The sequence below is a fragment of the Bradyrhizobium sp. STM 3561 genome, from assembly GCF_045571455.1.
In the GTDB taxonomy this organism is placed as follows: Bacteria; Pseudomonadota; Alphaproteobacteria; order Rhizobiales; family Xanthobacteraceae; genus Bradyrhizobium; species Bradyrhizobium vignae.
The window spans coordinates 7,739,651-7,757,014 of the sequence record NZ_CP120695.1 but is presented as its reverse complement, the minus strand read 5'-3'; the positions used below and the strand labels follow the sequence as shown (position 1 = coordinate 7,757,014).

Sequence of the window (17,364 nt, the reverse complement as noted above, 5' to 3'; positions counted from 1 at the left end):
GAAAAGCGGTGAGATACGCGTCACAACAACGGCGTTGGGATCACCGATTGATAGTCAATCTTTCAGCCCGACGCGCTGGGTGCAGGCGTCGGGCTTTTGAAAATCTTCCAGGACTGCGCGGCAGAAGTGCAGGATCAAGCCGCAGCTTGAGGAGACGACAGCGCGGCGAGCGCTGACGTCCCATGGGTCGATGCGATCAGCCCTTGAGCGCGGTGACCACCACCTCGATCAGCGCGCCGCCGCCGAGATCGGCGACGCCGACGGTGGCGCGGGTCGGCAGATTATCGCCGAAGAACTCGGTCCAGGCTGCGTCCATCTCCTTCTTCTTGGAGAGATCGGTGACGAAGATCGAGGCACTGACGACGCGGCTCTTGTCGGTGCCGGCTTCCTTCAGATAGCCGGCGATCTTGCCGAGGATATTGCGGGTCTGGTCGCCCATCGAGACCGAGGTGTCGTCGGCGATGGTGCCGCCGAGAAAGACGAAGCCATTGGCCTCGACGGCGCGATGCATGATGGGCGTGCGGATGCCGCGGGTGATGCTCATGATGTCCTCTTGTTGCTAGTGCGTGGAAGGATGGAAGCGGTCGATGCCGAGATCGCTGACGCGAGTCTGGGTGCCGCCGCTCACGATCAGCTCCGCCATGACGGCGCCGGCACCGGGGCCGAGCTGAAAACCGTGCAGCGAGAAGCCGAACTGGTGATAGAGGCCCTTGTGGCGGCTGCTCGGCCCGAACACGGGGATGTCGTCCTTCATCTTCGCCTCGATGCCGGCCCAGGCGCGGACGATGGTCGCGCTGCGCATCACCGGGAACAGCTCGAACACGGTCTGCGCGCTGGTCGCAAGACTCTTCCAGTCCAGCACCGTCTCGTTGCGGTCCTGGTACGGCGTCGCGAGGTGGCCGCCGCCGATCAGCACCGTACCGTTCTTGAACTGCTTGAACGAGAGCTTGCGCCCGCGCAGGATCACGACGGGGTCGATGAAGTGGGGCACGCGCGAGGTGATCATCAGCATCGGCGCCACGGTCTCGACCGGGACCGGCTCGCCGAGATCAGCCGCGATCTTGCCGGCCCAGGCGCCGGCAGCGTTGACCAGCACCGGCGCGGCAAAGCTCTCCGAACCGACATCGACGTGCCAGAGGCCGTCACGATGTCGGATGTTGGTAGCGGCCACGCCCTCGCGCACGGTCACACCTGACTGCTCAGCCTTGCGACGGAACGCCGTCGTCGTCTGCGCCGGATTGGCCGCGCCGTCACGACGCGAGATCACGCCGCCGGGACAGGTCTCGGCCACCGCGGGCACCAGCCGGCGCAATTCCGCCGCATCGATCAGCTCTTCATGAGTGAAGCCAAGCGCATTGAGCTCGGCGACGCGGGTGCGGCAGACCGCGAGCTCGTCCTCGTTCTCGGCAACCAGCACCTGGCCGTAGCTCTCGAAACTGCAATCGTCGTCGACGAGCTCCGAAATCTTCTCCCAGATCGCCATCGAACGGATCGACAGCGGAATCTCAGGGATGTGCCGTGCAAGCTGGCGGACGCCGCCGGCATTGACGCCGGAAGCGTGGCGGCCGGCATAGTCCTTCTCGATCAGCACCGGCTTCAAGCCGGCAAGGCACAGGTGCAGCGCGGTCGAGCATCCGTGGATGCCGCCGCCGATGACGATTGCATCCACGTTTTTGCTCATCCGCGCACCACGGCCTTGACGTCGGCCTCGCTCTTCGGAACGGCGGCGAGCTCGGCGAGCGTGATCGGCTTCACCGGCGCGCGCAGCCGATAATAGCCGATCTCCTGCGGGCTCTTGCCGCGCGCCTGCGCCATCAGCTCGGTGACGGTGAGGCCGCAGAGCCGGCCCTGGCACGGGCCCATGCCGGTGCGGCGATAGGCCTTGAGCTGGTTCGGCCCGGTCGCGCCGATCGCCACGGAATCCAGAACGTCCTTTGCCGTCACCTCCTCGCAGCGGCAGACGATGGTGTCGTCAGAGGGAATGCGGAACTGCGGCGCGGGACGGAACAGCGTGTCGAGGAACAAGCGGCCACGCTCGGCCTTCGCGAGCTCGGCACGGAGCGTCGCCGTTGCGGGGAGTTTGGCGGCAGAAGCGGGCGCCAACGCTTCGACCGCGGCGCGCGCGGCAATACGACCGCGCACCACGGCTGCATTGGCACCCCCAATGCCTGCGCCGTCACCGGCGATCGCGATGCCGGCGACTGAGGAGTTGCCACTCGCATCCAGTACCGGCGACCAGCACAATTGAAGGTCGTCCCAGCGATGCTCGATGCCGGCCGCCATCGCCAGGTTGACGTTCGGCACGACGCCCTGATGCAGCAGCAACAGATCCGCAGGAATGGTCTCGCGCTTGCCGCCGGCGACATAGCTGACGCTCGCGAGCTGGCCGTCGCCAGCCGCGGCAAGCTCGGTGAGGCCGGAGACGACCTGCACCTTGGCCTTCACCTCGCGCATCATCGACAGGCCCTTGGCGAAATAGGGCGAGGTCAGGAATGCAAAGGCATGCGGCAGCGCCGCGAAGTAGTTGCCGCGCTCGGTGGTGTCGAGGATGCGATCGATGCGACCGCCGAGGCGCAGGATCTGCGCGGCGAGCAGCCAGAGCAGCGGGCCCTGCCCTGCGATCACGGTGCGGCCATCGGGCACCATCGCCGAGGACTTCAGCATGGTCTGCGCGGCACCCGCGGTCATCACGCCCGGCAGCGTCCAGCCGGGAATCGGGAACGGCCGCTCCAGCGCGCCGGTCGCAAGGATCACGCGCTTGGCCTTGATGAAGGCGGAGGCGCCGCCGATCGAGACGGCGATCTCGAGATTGCGGTCGAGACTCCAGACCGTGGCACGCTGGATCACTTCCGCATTGCTGGCGCGCAGCGTCTGCACGAGATCGGCACCGACCCAATAATCGGCGCCGAGCTGATCGCGCTCGGTCACCGGCGTGGAAGAGATGGCGCGGAACACCTGGCCGCCGGGGCCGATGTTCTCGTCGAGCAGCAGCGTCGACAGGCCGGCCTCGGCGGAGGTCGCGGCAGCAGCAAGACCCGCCGGCCCCGCGCCGATCACCACGACGTCGTAGTCTTCGCGCCTGGGAGCCACAGTCATTTTCCGATCTCCCGCTTGCCCTTCTGAATCTCGATCTGCATGCCCTCGGCGACGGGCACGAGGCAGCCCTGTCGATTGCCGACGCCATCGATGGTGACGAGACAGTCGAAGCACACGCCCATCATGCAATAAGGCAGGCGCGGCGCGCCGCTCACCGCAGTCGAGCGCCGCGCATCGCGGCCCGAGGCCAGCAGCGCGGCGGAGACGGTGTCACCCTGACGCGCCGCGACGGCAACGCCGTCGACGAAGATCTGCACCTGCGGCCGCTTGTCCTGTTCGGATCGTCTAAACATGGGGATGCCTCTTGGCTCCTTGATATCTCTAATAACCGCTGCTGTTCGCCGCGCCAGCGCCACCGAAACGGCTGGCCGAGAACGCCCCGACCAGCTCCGGCTCGAGCGCGCCCTGCGCCACCATGCGCGCGATCTCGAAGGCGTGGTTGGAGGCGAGCGTCACGCCGGAATGGCAGCAGGCGACGAAGGCGCCGGGATGCGTCTCCGACTGGTCGTAGATCGGAAAGCCGTCCTGCGGCATGACGCGAATGCCGGACCAGCTCCTGACCACGTTGAGCCGCGCCAGATGCGGGAACATGCGCTGGGCGCGATCGGCCATGACGCCGCTGATCGAAGGCTTCAGCACGCGATCATCCAGCTCATCCTCCTTGCTGTCGCCGATCATCACCGTGCCCTCGTCGGTCTGGCGGATCGTGGTCAGCGGATGCGGCAGGAACGGCATGGTGCGCTCGGTCACGACGATCTGGCCGCGAGTCGGCCCCATCGGCGCGTAGAGACCGACCATCGGTGCGAGTGTCTGGTTCGCATTGCCGGCGGCGAGCACGATCTTGGCGGCACGCAGTTCGCCCTTGGGCGTCGTCAGGCGGAATTCGCCGCCGCTCTTGCTGATCGCCGAGACCGGACGCTCCGGAAAATAATCGATGCCGAACGCCCTGAAGCCGGTGTGGAAGGCGCGGAAGGTGCGCAGCGAATTGACGTGGCCGTCGAGCGGACAATAGCTGCCGCCGGAGACCTCGGGCCCGATCAGCGGCAGCGCCTTCTTGATCTCGGAGGGCCGCAACATCTCCATCTTGTAGTCGGCAGCGCCGACCTGGTTGTGCATGCGCTTGACGAGCTCGGCGCGCTGGCCGAATTCGTCCTCGCCGAGGGTGAGATGAAAACCGCCATTTTGCTGGAGGCAGACGTCGAGGCCGGTCTGTTGCTTCAGCTCGGAGGCAAGCCGGCCCCATGCCTGCGAGGCCTGCACGGTCCAGACCGTATAGGCGGGCATGCCGAGGCCCTTGCTCTGCACCCATACCAGCGCGAAGTTCGCGCGCGAAGCACGCTTGGTGATGTCGCCTTCGTCGAGCACGGCGACGCTCTTGCCGAGGCGGCCGAGGCCCCAGGCAATGGCGGAGCCGAGCAGTCCGCCGCCGACGACGGCGACGTCGTAATCCGTTCGCATGGGTTCTCCTATCGTCCCGTGTCGCCCTTGCCGGCGAGCACGCGGTCGAGCCCGTAGAAGCGGTCGAGCAGAATGAGGGCGGTCATGGTGATCGCGATCACGCAGGCCGAGACCGACGTCACCAGCGGATCGATGTTGTCCTGGATATAAAGGAACATGCGCACCGGCAACGTCTCGGTGCCGGGCGCTGCGAGGAAGACGGTCATGGTGAGATCGTCAAAGGACTGGATGAAGGCGAGCGCCCAGCCGCTGATCACGCCGGGCAGGATCAACGGCAAGGTGACGCGGCGGAACAGCGTCCAGCTGCCCGCACCGAGTGAGACCGCAGCCATTTCGACCGAGCGATCCATGCCGGTGGCCGCCGCCAGTGTCAGCCGCAGCGCGAATGGAAACACGATGATGACATGCGCGATGATCAGCGCGGCAAAGCTGCCGCCGAGACCGGCTGACGTAAAGAATCTCAGGAAAGCGATGCCGAGTACGACATGCGGGATCATCAGCGGCGACAGGAAGAGAGCTGCGAGCACATCGCGGCCACGGAAGCGATAGCGCGCGATCGCGAGCGCGGCAGGCACTGCGAACAGCAACGCGACCAAGGACGATAGCGCTCCGAGGCCGAGGCTGACCCAGAAGGCATGGATGAATTCGGGGTAGTTCGCGATCGTCCTGAACCAGCGCAGCGAAAAACCATTGGTCGGCAGCGACAGAAAACCTTCGGGCGTGAAGGCGACGAGGCAGACCACGAGGATCGGCGCCACCATGACGATAACGAAGATGGTGTGGAAGATCAGCGCCAGCGGGCCATTCCGTCTCATCGGAACACCTCCGCGTAGCGCCGCTCGATCAGCGCGTTGCTGCCGACGACGATCAGCACCAGCGCCACCAGCAGCAGCGTCGCGACCGCCGCCCCCAGCGGCCAGTTCAGCGTGTTGAGGAACTCGTCATAGGCCAGCGTCGCAGCGACCTTGAGCCGGCGGCCGCCGATGATCGCAGGCGTCGCAAAGGCGCTGGCCGAGAGCGAGAACACGATGATCGCGCCCGACAGCACGCCCGGCATGATCTGCGGCATGATGATGCGGCGGATGATGGTCGCAGGGCTGGCGCCAAGCGACATCGCGGCATTCTCGATCTGCGGATCGAGCCGCTGCAGGGCCGCCCACACCGAGAGCACCATGAACGGCATCATGACGTGGGCGAGCGCGACGACCATTCCCGTCTCGGTGAACATGAAGGGAATTGGCGAGCGGATCGCGCCAAGCGACATCAGCAGCTTGTTGACGAGGCCGTTGTTACCGCCGAACAGCAGCGCCCAGCCGAGCGTGCGCGCGACGACGGAGATCAGCAGTGGTCCGAGAATGACCAGCAGGAAGAAGCTCTTCCAGCGACCACTCATGCGGTTGAGGATGTAGGCTTCGGGTGCGCCCAGCAATGCAGTGAGCAGCGTGGTCAGGATCGCGATGCGAAACGTCCGCCAGAACATTTCGGCGTAATAGGGATCGGTCGCGATCTCGTGCCAGTTCTTGAGGATGAAGACCGGTTCGATGCCCTTGTACTGGCCCCAATCGTGGAACGACAGCATTACCGTCATGGCCAGCGGGATCAGCAGCACGCCGACGAACAGCATCAAGGCGGGCGCCGTCAGCGCCCACGGCGCACGCGCGCTGCGTTCCTCGGCGGCCATGCTCATGCGACCGCCCTCGCACGCACGCTCATGTCTTCCGGACGCCAGGACAGGCGAACGGCCTCGCCTTCGGCAGGCTGCGCCTGGCCGTCATTCTGGCGGATCACGATGGCTGGGCCGCATTCGCTCTCGCACTGGAACAGCCAGTGATTGCCCTGGAAGATGCGCGTGACGATCTTTGCGGTGAGGCCCGCATCGCCAAAGCCGATACGCTCGGGGCGAACGCTGACGGTCACAGCACCGTTGAGGCCAGCCGGCGCCGGTGCGCTCCAGGAGCCCGCCACCAGCTTCGCGGCCGCGGCAGTCCGATCGATCATCGCGGCAAAATCGTTGGTCTTGCCGAGGAATTGCGAGACAAAGGCCGAGGCCGGCTTCTCATAGGTTTCCTGCGGCGTGCCGATCTGCTCGATCTTGCCCTGGCTCATCACCACGATGCGGTCCGACAGCGACATCGCCTCGTTCTGGTCGTGGGTGACGAGAATCGTGGTGGTGCCGATGGTGCGCTGGATCTGGCGCAGCTCGATCTGCATCTCCTCGCGCAGCTTTGCGTCGAGATTCGACAGCGGCTCGTCGAGCAGCAGCACGCTCGGCTTGATCACCAGCGCCCGCGCCAGCGCCACGCGCTGCTGCTGGCCACCCGACATGCGGCGCGGATGGCGGTCCTCGTAACCGGCGAGCCCCACCATCGCGAGCGCGGCGCGGACGCGCTCGGTCCGCTCATTGCGCGATACGTTGCGCATCTCCAGGCCGAAGGCGACGTTCTCCGCCGCGGTCATGTGCGGAAACAGCGCGTAGCTCTGGAACACGATGCCGAGACCACGCTTGGCCGGATGGACCGCGGTCAGGTCCTTGCCCTCGAGGCGGATCGCGCCGCGTGTCGGATCGAGGAAGCCCGCGATCATCTGCAACGTCGTGGTCTTGCCGCAGCCGGAGGGGCCGAGGAAGGAGATGAACTCCCCCTTCCCCACCGACAAACTGAAGTCATCGACCACAGTCTGCGCGCCGAACTGCTTTGCGACCCGATCGAGCTCGAGATAGGCCATGACGCTGTCTCCGCTGCCGACGATCAGATCAGCGCTCGACCTCGCGATTCCAGCGCTTGGTCCACTCCTCGCGCTTCTCGTTGATGACGGTCCAGTCCGGATTATAGAGCTTGGCCGCGCGCTCGCCGATCGGCGCCATCTTGCCGAGCTCCGGCGGGATCACCAGCGACTTCAGCACCGGGCCGTAGCCGTAATCCTTCAGCATCACGAGTTGGATTTTTGGATCAAGCAGCATCTTGACGAAGCTCGCCGCCAGCGGAGAAGCATTGGGCTTGTTGATCGGGCACGCCGTCGTCAGCAGAGTCGCCGCGCCTTCCTTGGGATAGACGAAGTCGACGGGGAAGCCGGTATTGGCAAAGCTCTGGACGCGGCCGGTGCCCCACACCGCGATCACGGCCTGGCCGGACTGGAACAGCTCGGTCATCTTGCCGGGTGACGGCTCATAGGCGAGCACGTTCGGATTGATCTGCTCCTTGAAGATCTTGAAGCCGGAATCGACGTTGGTCTCGCCGCCGCCGTTCATCTTCGACAGCATCACCAGGGCTTCGAGACCGTAGGTGTTGTTGATCGGCGGGATCACGAGCTGTTTTGCGTATTTCGTGTCCTTTAGGTCGTTCCACGAGGTCGGCGGCGCCCAGCCTTTTTCCTTGAACACCTTGGTGTTGTACATCAGGCCGGTGGCGACGATCCCGATCGCGACCGCGCGATCGTCCTTGAAGCGCGCGGTGTCGTAGAGATCGGCGGGCAGGCCGTCGAGCTTGCCGCAGAAGCCGAGCTGGATCGCCTGGTACATCGGGCCGTCGTCGACGATGGCGACGTCGATCTGCTGGTTGCCCTTCTGCGCCTGGAGCTTGGCCAGCGTGTCCGTGGAATTGCCGGCGACGTATTCGACCTTGACGCCGTTCTCCTTCTCGAAGGCCGGGATCACCTCGTCGCGGATGGTCTTCTCGAACGAGCCGCCATAGCCGGCGACATAGAGCGTTTTCTGCTGGGCCGAGGCGACCGACGGGGCGGCAATGAGCGCCGCGATGCTGACCGCTGTCAGAAGGCGAAGAGTCTTCATTTGGACCGATCTCCAATACCGGAATGAGGTGACGTGCCGACGAATCTCGCTGGCTGAAGCGCCTGCCGCATTTCCTTCCGCACCAATCCGTTTCCGATCAGGGCTCCGGCCCCCATTCGGCGGGTCTTGGCGCGATCTGGAGGTTTGAACCCCTCCAATCTGCCGAAAAAGCGGGCTGTCTCCAGTCCTGATGAAAAAGATCGCAACCTATACTTCCATCGTCCAATGAATAATGGCACCCTTTGCATGCCGAAATATTATGAAGGGATGGGATGGCGCGGATCAATTCGCGGCAGGTCGAGGCCTTCCGGGCGACGATGCTGACCGGCAGTGTCACCGAGGCGGCGAAGCTGATGGTGGTGACCCAGCCGGCGGTGAGCCGGCTGCTGCGCGACCTCCAGGCACTGCTCAAGATGGAGCTGTTCGAGCGGCGCGGCACCGGCCTGGTGCCGACTGCCGCGGCGATGGCGCTCTATACCGAGGTCGAGCGCTCCTTCGTCGGCCTCGAGCGCATCACGGCGGCAGCCGAGGAAATCCGCGGCCGCCGCACCGGCTCGCTGCGCATAGCCGCGCTGCCGGCGCTGGCAAACGGCTACTTGCCACGCCTTGCCGGGCACTTCCTGATGGAGCGGCCCAACCTCAACCTCGCCTTCTTCGGCGTGATCTCGCCGATCGTGGTCGATTGGGTGCTGAACAACCAATGCGACATCGGCTTTGCCGAAGTGCCGATCGCACATTCCGGCCTGCCGAGCCAGCGGCTGCCGGCATTGGCGCGCGTCGCGGTGCTGCCGACCGGTCATCGCCTGGCCGAGAAAGCGGTGCTGGAGCCGCGCGATTTCGAGGGCGAGACCTTCATCTCGCTGTCGGCGGGATCGTCGAGCCGGCATCTCGTCGATCAGGTCTTCCACCGCCACGACGTCCGCCGCGTGCTCAGGGTCGAGACCACGCTGTCGGAGATCATGTGCGGCATGGTCTCGTCAGGGCTCGGGGTCTCGATCTGCGATCCCTTCACCGCGCAGGAGTTTGCAACGCGCGGCGTCGTCGTGCGCCGCTTCCTGCCGCGCATCGACTTCGAATTCTCGGCGGTCTTTCCGGCGCAGCGCAGCCCGTCGCCGGTCGCGCTGGATCTGGTCGAGACCATGCGCAAGGCGTTGATGGAGTTCGAGGACCAGGGCGAGACAGTGGTCAGCCGTTGAACGCCGCCTGCGCCTCCGGCAAATCCCAGATCTTGCCGATTGCGGCGGTGCCCGCCGCAATGATCGCCGCCTCGTCGGCGCCGAGATAGCATCCCTCGTCGACCAGCACGCGGCCATCGACCATGACGTGATCGATATTGGCACGGTTGGCGAGCGCGATCAGCGCGCGGCGCGGATCGAACAGCGGCTGAAGATGCGGATGGGTGAGATCGACCACGGTAAGATCGGCGGTCGCGCCCGGCTCGATGCGGCCGAGGTCCGGCCGCTTGATGACGTCGGCGGCCACCGCCGTGTTCGCCTCGATCAACTCGGGTGAGTTCGCGACGTCAGGACGCGCCGAGGTGATCTTGGAGATCAGCGAGGCCGCATTGAGCTCGCCGAGCAGATCCATGTTGTAGCCGTCGGTGCCTACCACGGTGCGTACGCCGTGCTCGGCGAAGCGGCTGAAGGCGGCGGTGATGCCGGCGCGCGCAAACACGCGCGGGCAGTTCAGCACGGTCATGCCGCGCGCGGCCATCAGCTTGAGATCGTCGTCGCTGCTGAACATGCAGTGCGCGGCCATGAGGTCGGGCGCCAGCAGGCCGAGCCAGTCCAGATATTGCGCCGGCGTGCGGCCGCAGTAACGCTTGCCGATGGTCTCGACCTCGGCGCGGCTCTGCGCCATGTGCGTCGTGATGGGTACACCGAGCTCGCGCGCCCGCGCCGCGCAGGCCTTCAGGAGATCGGGGCCGCAGGTGTCGGTCGCATGCGGGCTCATGGCGAGGCCAATGCGGCCGTCGCCGCGATTGTTCCAGCGCTGGTAGAGCGCATCCCACGTCGCCATGTCGGCGGCGCCGTCGTCGCCGGAATAACGGACCACGCCATCAGCGCCGGCCTTGGCATCCGAGGTCGAGAACAGATAGGGCGCCCCGTAGAAGCGGATGCCCATCTCCTCGGCCGCGTCGAACATCTCGGGGATCGAATTGCGGAACGGCTCCATCACCGTGGTGGCGCCGCCCTTGAGCAGCTGGAGGATGCCGAGCCGGGCCACCGCCATGCGCTCTTCCGCCGACAAGATATCGGCGCCGCGCTTGGTCAGCGGCAGCAGCACCGTATAGACGATGCTCTGGTTGTTCTTGCGGCCGTTGCCGTCCTCGGTGTGGCTGCGCGCCACGGCTTCCGAGAAGCAGTGATTGTGCAGATTCAGCAGGCCCGGCAGCACGAAGCGGCCGGGGCGGTCATAGACCTGGTCCGCGCGCGGTTTGTCGCGCGTGACCGCGGCGATTGTCTTGCCTTCGACCAGGACCCAATGGTCGCGCAAGACATCCTGCGCGCCGTCTTTGCGCGACAACACATAGCTGCCGAAGATTGCTGTGGTGCTCATGCAGGGCGTACGTTCCAGAACACGGCGGTGCCGTCGAGAATGCCGGTGATGGCCTTGCGATAGGCGGTCGGCTGCTTGTACAGGCCGATCGGAATATAGGGGATTTCCTCGAACGCGACCGCCTGAATCTCGCGGCAGATGCGCTGCTGCTCGGCGAGCTCGGAGGCCGCCAGCCACTGGCTGCGCAACGCGCCCATCTTCGTGCTCGCATACCAGCCGGCGACCTTGCCTTCGCCACGGATGTTGGTGTTGCCGGCCGGGTTGAGCCAGTCGATGCCCTGCCAGTTGCCGACCGCTGCGCTCCAGCCGCCCTGTCCGATCGGGTCCTTCTTCAGCTGGCGCTGCAGCACGACGGCAAAATCGAGCCCGGCATATTCGACGTTCATGCCGGCCTTGCGCAAGCTGTCCACCGCGATCTCGCCGAGCGGCTTTTGCGCCAGCGAGTTGGTGGGGACGAGCAGCACGATCTTCTCCCCGTTATAGCCGGCGGCCTTGAGGTCGGCCTTGACCTTTTCGTAGTTGCGCGGGCCGCGGAACACGTCGAGGCCGACATCGCTCGCCATCGGTGTGCCGGGGGCGAAATAGCCGATCGGCGAGACCTGGAACGCCGGATCGGTGCCGGCGACAGCGGTCATGAAGGCGGACTGGTCGATCGCACCCAGCAGCGCGCGGCGAATGGCGGGATTGTCGAACGGCGGCTGCAGATGATTGAGGCGCAGCATGCAGGCGTAGCCACGGGGATCGAGAATGCGGGTCTCGATGTCGCCGGCGGCCCTGATCACCGGCAAGAGATCATGCGGCGTGGTCTCCTACCAGTCCTGCTCGCCGGTCTGGAGTGCGGCGACGCCGGTGCCGGCGTCGGGCGTAGTGGTCCAGACCACGCGATCGTAATGCACGATCTTCGGACCGGCGGTCCAATCCGGCTTGCCGTCGGTGCGCGGCTGGTAGCGCTCGAACTTGGCATAAGCGTTGCGCGCGCCCTGCACGCGCTCGTCGGCGAGATAGCGGAACGGGCCGCTGCCGATGACCTCGGTGAGCGGCTTGAACGGATCCTGGCTCGCCAGCCGTTCCGGCATCATGAAGCAGGCATTGATCGCGGCCTTGCCGAGCGCCTGCGGCAACAGCGGGAATGGACGCTTCAGACGGAAGCGGATGGTGCGGTCGTCGGCGGCCGACAGCTCATTGGTTGCCTCCATCAGCTCGCCGCCAAAGCCATCGCGCGCCGCCCAGCGGCGGATGCTGGCGACGCAGTCGCGCGCGAGCACGCGCTCGCCGTCATGCCAGAACAGGCCGTCGCGCAAGGTGAGATCCCACTGAAGTTGGTCGCCGGAGACGACATGGCCCGACAGCATCTGCGGCGAAACCTGGAGCGATGAGCTCATGCCATAGAGCGTGTCATAGACCATGAAGCCGTGGTTACGCGACACCTGCGCGGTCGAGTAGATGGGATCCACGAAGGCGAGATCGATCACCGGGATGAAGCGCAGCGTGGATTGAGATTCGGCGCGGACGATGCCCGGCAGCGACAGCGCCGGCATGGCTACGGCGGCCTTGAGGAGCGAACGGCGAGAGATAGGCATCACAAAGGGCTCCTGACCGGATCTTACGTGTTCAACAAGACCGCCCCGATCGCGGCCGCGACCGCCTGCTGCGCCGGCTCGACCACGGGCACGCCGATCGCATCCGCAATCGCCGCGCGATGCGAGGCCATGCCGGCGCAGCCCATCACCACAACATCGGCGCGACATTGGGTGACCAGCGCGCGGCCGGCTTCGATCAGCCGCCCGCGGATGTCGGCGCCTGCCGTCTCCGCTGCGCTCGCGCCGACGGACCAGCTTCCGGCATAGCGACGATCGACGCCCATCACCCGCACCATGCGCTGCTGGCGGCGGATGCTCGACGGCGACAGTGCGATCACGCCGAAGCGTTCGCCCAGCATCAGAGCACGAAAGATGCCGCATTCGGCAATGCCGAGTACCGGGCGTCCGCCGGCCGCCTCACGCACCGCATGCAGGCCGGGATCGCTGAAGCAGGCGAGCACGAACGCATCCGCATCGTGGCGCGCCACGCGGTTCACCAGCGGCATGACGACGCTGTCGGCATGGCGCTGCGAGCTGATGCCCGGCGGACCCTCGGCAAGTCCGATCACTTCGATGTCGGGCCCGCCGGCGATCCGCAGCGGCGCCACTGCATCGTCGATCGCCGCCGTCACGGACGCCGAGGAGTTGGGGTTGATGACGAGGATGCGGCGGCGGGTCATGGCACTGCTCAGCGGCTGCCGGCTTCGTGGCGTAGGAAGTTCTCCGCGATCTTCTCGCCGGTGGTGATCCAGACATCCGGGCACGACTTCACGTAAGTCAGGAACTCGCGCAGCAGCCGCAGCCGCATCGGACGGCCGCTGCATTGCGGGTGCAGCACCGTCGTCACCATCGCGCCCCAGTCGCGGACCTCGTCGAGCTCGTCCTTCCACATTGAGAGCACATGCTCTTTCGGGAAGATCGAGCGCGGACTGAAGCGTGCCGAGAGGCCATGCATCCAGTCGTCATAGCTCGCGGTGACCGGCAGCTCGATCGTGCCGGGCTTGCCGTCGGCAAGACGATGGCGATAGGGCCGCACGTCATCGCGGAACGATGAGGTGTAGACGATGCCGTGGCGCACCAGCGCGACGCGCAGCTCCTCGGTGAACTCGCCGTAAGGGGCGCGATAGCCGGTCGGTTTGACGCCGAGCCGGCGCTTCAGCGCCTCGAAGCCGCGCTCCAGCTCTTCCTCGATCCAGGGATCACCGGGATCGGGCAGCAGATGGTGGTAGCCGTGATGGCCGATCTCGTGGCCGGCCTTCAGAATCGATTCGGCCATCGCCGGATGCGCATCGACCGACCAACCCGTGACGAAGAAGGTCGCCTTGAGATCGAGCTGGTCGAGCAGCTCCAGCAGCTTCGGCGTGCCGACGCGCGCCTCATAGCCCCCATAGCTCATGGTGATGAGCCGCTGCGCGTGACCTGCGTCCTTGCTGGTCCAGGCGCTCTCGGCGTCGACGTCGAACGACAGGAACATCGCGGATGTGTACGGCTTCGGCCATGGATAGTTTGGCGCGGGATCCGCGGTGTTGGCCGGAACGAGCGGGATGCTCTCGAGTGCCTTACTGTCCAGCATTGATGGTCGCCTTCTCTATTGCGTTGTCGCTCAGTTTCCACTTCGTCAGCAGGGTCTTATAGGTGCCGTCCGCGATCAGCGCATCGACGGCTTCGAGCATGGCCTGCTGAAGGGCCTTTTCCTTGACCGGCAGCGCGATGCCCGTGAACTGCGTCGCGAAGGGATCGCCGACCGGCGCATAGGTGCCCGGCTCGAGGTCCATCAGATAGGGCAGCGTCTCGTTGCCCTGCACGGCGGCGTCGATACGGCCCTGCCTGAGCTGGTTACGCGCATCGGCCGAGCCGTCGGTGCCGACGAACTGGACCGGATTGCTGCCGCAGTTCTTCTGGCTCCACTTGTCGATCTCAGCGGGAAACATGGTCCGGCGGCTGGCGCCGACCTTCTTGCCGCAGAGCGCAGCCATGTCCTTGAACTCGGACGCACGGGACTGCTGCACGAAGAATTTTGGACCGCTGCGCAAATAATCGACGAAGGACGCGATCTCGTGCCGGCTGGCATAGTCGGTGAAACCCGACAGGATGGCATCCACCCGTCCCGTCGAAATCGACGGCATGAATTCGGCAAAGCTGGTCTCGGTCCACTCGATCTTGACGCCGAGCTTGCGGCCGATCGCCTCGCCGAGATCGATATCGAATCCGGACAGCGCGTTGGTGGCGGGATCGCGGAACTCCATCGGCGGATAGTTCGGCACCAGCGCCACCTTGAGGCTGCCGCGCTTGACGATGTCGGGCGGCAACTCGATCGCCATCACCGATGCACTCATGGCGCCCAGGAATGCCGCCGCAAGCAAAAGTCTCTTCATCACCACGCCCCCTATTTCAGATTACAGCCGACAGAAACGCCTTGGTGCGCTCCTCGCGCGGCGCACCCAACACGTCCGAGGCGCGGCCCTGCTCGACGATCGCGCCCTGGTCCATGTAGACGACGCGGTCCGCGACCTCGCGGGCGAAGCCGAGCTCGTGCGTCACCACCATCATGGTCATGCCGCTCTTCGCCAGCTCCTTCATCACCGCGAGTACCTCGCCGACGAGCTCGGGATCGAGCGCGCTGGTGGGTTCGTCGAACAGCATCAGCATCGGCTTCATGGCGAGCGCGCGCGCAATCGCCACGCGCTGCTGCTGGCCGCCGGAGAGCTGTGCCGGATACGAGTCCGCCTTGGCTGCCAGCCCGACGCGCCGGAGCAGTTCGAGTGCCTCGGCACGTACCTCATCGGCTTTGCGCCCCTGAACCTGGGTCGGACCTTCTGTGATGTTCTCCAGCGCGGTCTTGTGCGGAAACAGGTTGAAGCGCTGGAACACCATGCCGGTCTTCAGCCGCTGCCGCCCGATCTGTTGCTCGCTCAGTCGATGCAGCCGCCCGCCGTGCTCGCGCACGCCCAGAAGCTCGCCGTCGAGCCAGATGCCGCCGGCATCGATCGTGGTGAGCTGGTTGATGCAGCGGAGCAGCGTGGTCTTGCCCGATCCGGAGGCGCCGATCAGGCACATCACCTCGCCGGGCCAGACGTCGAGCGAAACGTTCTTGAGAGCCTGGAACTCTCCAAAGCTCTTGCTGGCGGAGCGGATCGCGACGAGGGGCTTTGTCATCGCGCCGGCCGCAATGTGCCGCGCGCAAAGCGGCGTTCGAGCAGCATCTGCAACGGGGTCAGGATCGAGACCACAAGCAGGTACCACAGCCCGGCGACGATCAGGAGCTCGATGACGCGGGAGTTGGCGTAGTAGATGTTCTCGGCGTTGTGCAGCAGCTCCGGATATTGGATGACGCTCGCCAGCGAGGTCGCCTTCACCATGCCGATGAACTCGTTGCCGAGCGGCGGGATCACCACGCGCATCGCCTGCGGCAGCACGATCCGGCGCAGTGCGCGCAGCCGTCCCATGCCGATCGCCTGCGCCGCTTCGTACTGACCGACATCAACCGACAGCATGCCGGCGCGCATCACCTCGGAGGTGTAGGCGCCCTGGTTGATGCCGAGCCCGAGCAACGCGGCGAGAAACGGCGTCATGACGTCGACGGCCCGCGCGGACCACAGACCAGGAATTCCGATCGTTGGAAACACCAGCGCGAGGTTGAACCACAGCAGCAGTTGCAGGATCAGCGGCGTGCCGCGGAACAGCCAGGTGTAGCCGGCAGCAACGGACTTCAGCACCGGATTGGGCGACAGCCGCATGATCGCGACGACGATCCCGAGAAAAATGCCGAGCATCATCGCCAGCACGGCCATCACCATGGTGTTGACGATGCCTTCGAGGATGACCTTCACGGTCAGGAAGCGGCCGACATAAGACCATTCGATCTGACCGTTCGCAAACGCGCGCGCGATCGCCGCGAGCACGAGGACGATCAGGGCCGCGCTGAGCCAGCGGAACCAGTGCGGCTCGCGCGCGATCCGCATGCCCGACAGATCGGGGAAACCCTCTGCGAGTGCCGGCGCCGGCTTCATTGCGGCGCCGCGTTCAGCATGGGCTGGGCCACCGCATTGGCCCCGAGGCCCCATTTGTCGAGAATGGCCTTGTAGGAGCCGTCGGCGATCATGGCGGCGAGCTTCTCCGTCACCACCTCGCGCAAGGCGGCATCGTCTTTGCGGAACATGATGCCTTGGTAGCCTTTTGCAAACGCCTCGCCGACGATGCGGTATTTGCCGGGCTCCTGGGATTGCGCATAAGGCAGCGTCTCGCTGCCCTGCACGGCGGCGTCGATGCGGCCCTGTTTGAGCTGGTTGCGGACGTCGATCGAGTTCTCGCCGGGGACGTACTGGATCGCCGGCTTGCCGGCCGGCTCGCAATTCTGCTTGCTCCACTTCTCGATCTCGACCGGGAAGCTGGTGCTGCGGGTGGTGCCGACCTTCTTGCCGCACAGATCGGTCGCATCCTTGACCGGACTGTCCGCCATCGCGAAGAACTGCGGGCCGGTCGCGAGGTAGTCGACGAAATCGGCGGTCTCGCGCCGCGAGGCGCGATCGGAGATGCCGGAGATGATGAAATCGGCGCGCTTGGTCTGAAGCGAAGGAATCAGCTCGGCGAACGGCGTCTCACTCCAGACGATCTTGAGGCCGCCGAGCCGCTTGGCGAGCTCATTGGCGAGATCGATGTCGAGCCCGACCAGCTCGCCCGTCGCGGGATCGCGATATTCCATCGGCGCGTAGGTGGAGTTGACCGTGAGCTTCAACGCGCCCGCCTGCTTGATCTCCGCCGGCAGCTCGGCGGCTCGTGCAGAGGTCACCGCAGCCAGCGTGGCAACAGCGAGAGAAAATGAGAGGCGTGTCATGTCAGCTCCTTTGCCCATGTCAGCTCCGTTGCCAGCGCCGTTGCCAGCGC

Annotated in this window: 17 protein-coding genes and 1 pseudogene; 1 reads left to right on the top strand and 17 read right to left on the bottom strand. The window is 65.6% G+C overall.

The features are described from left to right. Positions 1-196: 196 nt before the first annotated feature. The 9 genes from P6U28_RS36745 to P6U28_RS36705 are packed head-to-tail and all read right to left on the bottom strand — an operon-like array spanning position 197 to position 8,341. The gene (locus P6U28_RS36745) at positions 197-544 is read right to left on the bottom strand and encodes a RidA family protein (protein WP_122405654.1); all 348 of its coding nucleotides are present in this window, start codon (positions 542-544) and stop codon (positions 197-199) included. A 15-nt stretch (positions 545-559) separates the two neighbouring features. Further along, positions 560-1,681, bottom strand: a complete 1,122-nt coding sequence (locus P6U28_RS36740; protein ID WP_407120753.1) for an NAD(P)/FAD-dependent oxidoreductase — start codon at positions 1,679-1,681, stop codon at positions 560-562. Beyond that, a complete protein-coding gene (locus tag P6U28_RS36735) occupies positions 1,678-3,096 on the bottom strand; it encodes an NAD(P)/FAD-dependent oxidoreductase (RefSeq protein WP_407120752.1) in 1,419 nt (472 codons plus the stop codon). Before P6U28_RS36735 ends, P6U28_RS36740 begins: the two co-directional genes overlap by 4 nt. Further along, positions 3,093-3,389, bottom strand: a complete 297-nt coding sequence (locus tag P6U28_RS36730; RefSeq protein WP_122405657.1) for a (2Fe-2S)-binding protein — start codon at positions 3,387-3,389, stop codon at positions 3,093-3,095. The genes P6U28_RS36735 and P6U28_RS36730 overlap by 4 nt, the downstream gene beginning before the upstream one ends. A gap of 28 nt (positions 3,390-3,417) precedes the next feature. After that, positions 3,418-4,554: an NAD(P)/FAD-dependent oxidoreductase gene (locus P6U28_RS36725; protein ID WP_407120751.1), complete on the bottom strand. Its 1,137-nt coding sequence runs from the start codon at positions 4,552-4,554 to the stop codon at positions 3,418-3,420. Positions 4,555-4,562: 8 nt separating this feature from the next. Then, positions 4,563-5,369, bottom strand: a complete 807-nt coding sequence (locus tag P6U28_RS36720; protein WP_122405659.1) for an ABC transporter permease — start codon at positions 5,367-5,369, stop codon at positions 4,563-4,565. Continuing rightward, positions 5,366-6,241 carry an ABC transporter permease gene (locus P6U28_RS36715; protein WP_122405660.1) on the bottom strand — a complete coding sequence of 292 codons (876 nt, stop codon included), beginning with the start codon at positions 6,239-6,241 and terminating at the stop codon, positions 5,366-5,368. Before P6U28_RS36715 ends, P6U28_RS36720 begins: the two co-directional genes overlap by 4 nt. Beyond that, entirely contained in the window at positions 6,238-7,278 is a 1,041-nt protein-coding gene (locus tag P6U28_RS36710) for an ABC transporter ATP-binding protein (protein ID WP_122405661.1), read from the bottom strand. Before P6U28_RS36710 ends, P6U28_RS36715 begins: the two co-directional genes overlap by 4 nt. A gap of 28 nt (positions 7,279-7,306) precedes the next feature. Continuing rightward, on the bottom strand, positions 7,307-8,341 hold the full coding sequence (locus P6U28_RS36705) for an ABC transporter substrate-binding protein (protein ID WP_129144397.1): 1,035 nt from the start codon (positions 8,339-8,341) through the stop codon (positions 7,307-7,309). Positions 8,342-8,613: 272 nt separating this feature from the next. On the opposite strand from P6U28_RS36705, the gene P6U28_RS36700 reads away from it, so the two are divergent. Beyond that, on the top strand, positions 8,614-9,537 hold the full coding sequence (locus P6U28_RS36700) for a LysR substrate-binding domain-containing protein (RefSeq protein ID WP_129144398.1): 924 nt from the start codon (positions 8,614-8,616) through the stop codon (positions 9,535-9,537). Here P6U28_RS36700 and P6U28_RS36695 read toward each other — a convergent pair. The 8 genes and pseudogenes from P6U28_RS36695 to P6U28_RS36660 all read right to left on the bottom strand — a co-directional run bounded on the left by P6U28_RS36695 (position 9,527) and on the right by P6U28_RS36660 (position 17,314). Beyond that, positions 9,527-10,900, bottom strand: a complete 1,374-nt coding sequence (locus P6U28_RS36695; protein ID WP_407120748.1) for an amidohydrolase family protein — start codon at positions 10,898-10,900, stop codon at positions 9,527-9,529. The genes P6U28_RS36700 and P6U28_RS36695 overlap by 11 nt on opposite strands. Then, positions 10,897-12,480, bottom strand: a pseudogene (locus P6U28_RS36690) (ABC transporter substrate-binding protein). Before P6U28_RS36690 ends, P6U28_RS36695 begins: the two are co-directional and overlap by 4 nt. Positions 12,481-12,503: 23 nt before the next feature. After that, positions 12,504-13,160, bottom strand: coding sequence for an aspartate/glutamate racemase family protein (locus P6U28_RS36685; RefSeq protein ID WP_407120746.1), 657 nt, complete (start codon positions 13,158-13,160; stop codon positions 12,504-12,506). A gap of 8 nt (positions 13,161-13,168) precedes the next feature. Then, positions 13,169-14,053 (bottom strand): polysaccharide deacetylase, encoded by an 885-nt coding sequence (locus P6U28_RS36680; RefSeq protein ID WP_122405667.1) that lies wholly within the window; start codon positions 14,051-14,053, stop codon positions 13,169-13,171. Beyond that, on the bottom strand, positions 14,040-14,855 hold the full coding sequence (locus P6U28_RS36675; protein ID WP_164937016.1) for an ABC transporter substrate-binding protein: 816 nt from the start codon (positions 14,853-14,855) through the stop codon (positions 14,040-14,042). Before P6U28_RS36675 ends, P6U28_RS36680 begins: the two co-directional genes overlap by 14 nt. Before the next feature lie 16 nt (positions 14,856-14,871). Continuing rightward, positions 14,872-15,636, bottom strand: coding sequence for an amino acid ABC transporter ATP-binding protein (locus tag P6U28_RS36670; RefSeq protein WP_407120745.1), 765 nt, complete (start codon positions 15,634-15,636; stop codon positions 14,872-14,874). Continuing rightward, positions 15,633-16,490, bottom strand: coding sequence for an amino acid ABC transporter permease (locus tag P6U28_RS36665; RefSeq protein WP_162500446.1), 858 nt, complete (start codon positions 16,488-16,490; stop codon positions 15,633-15,635). The genes P6U28_RS36670 and P6U28_RS36665 overlap by 4 nt, the downstream gene beginning before the upstream one ends. After that, complete coding sequence (locus P6U28_RS36660; protein ID WP_407120744.1) at positions 16,487-17,314, bottom strand: ABC transporter substrate-binding protein; 828 nt, start codon at positions 17,312-17,314, stop codon at positions 16,487-16,489. Before P6U28_RS36660 ends, P6U28_RS36665 begins: the two co-directional genes overlap by 4 nt. Positions 17,315-17,364 lie beyond the last annotated feature (50 nt).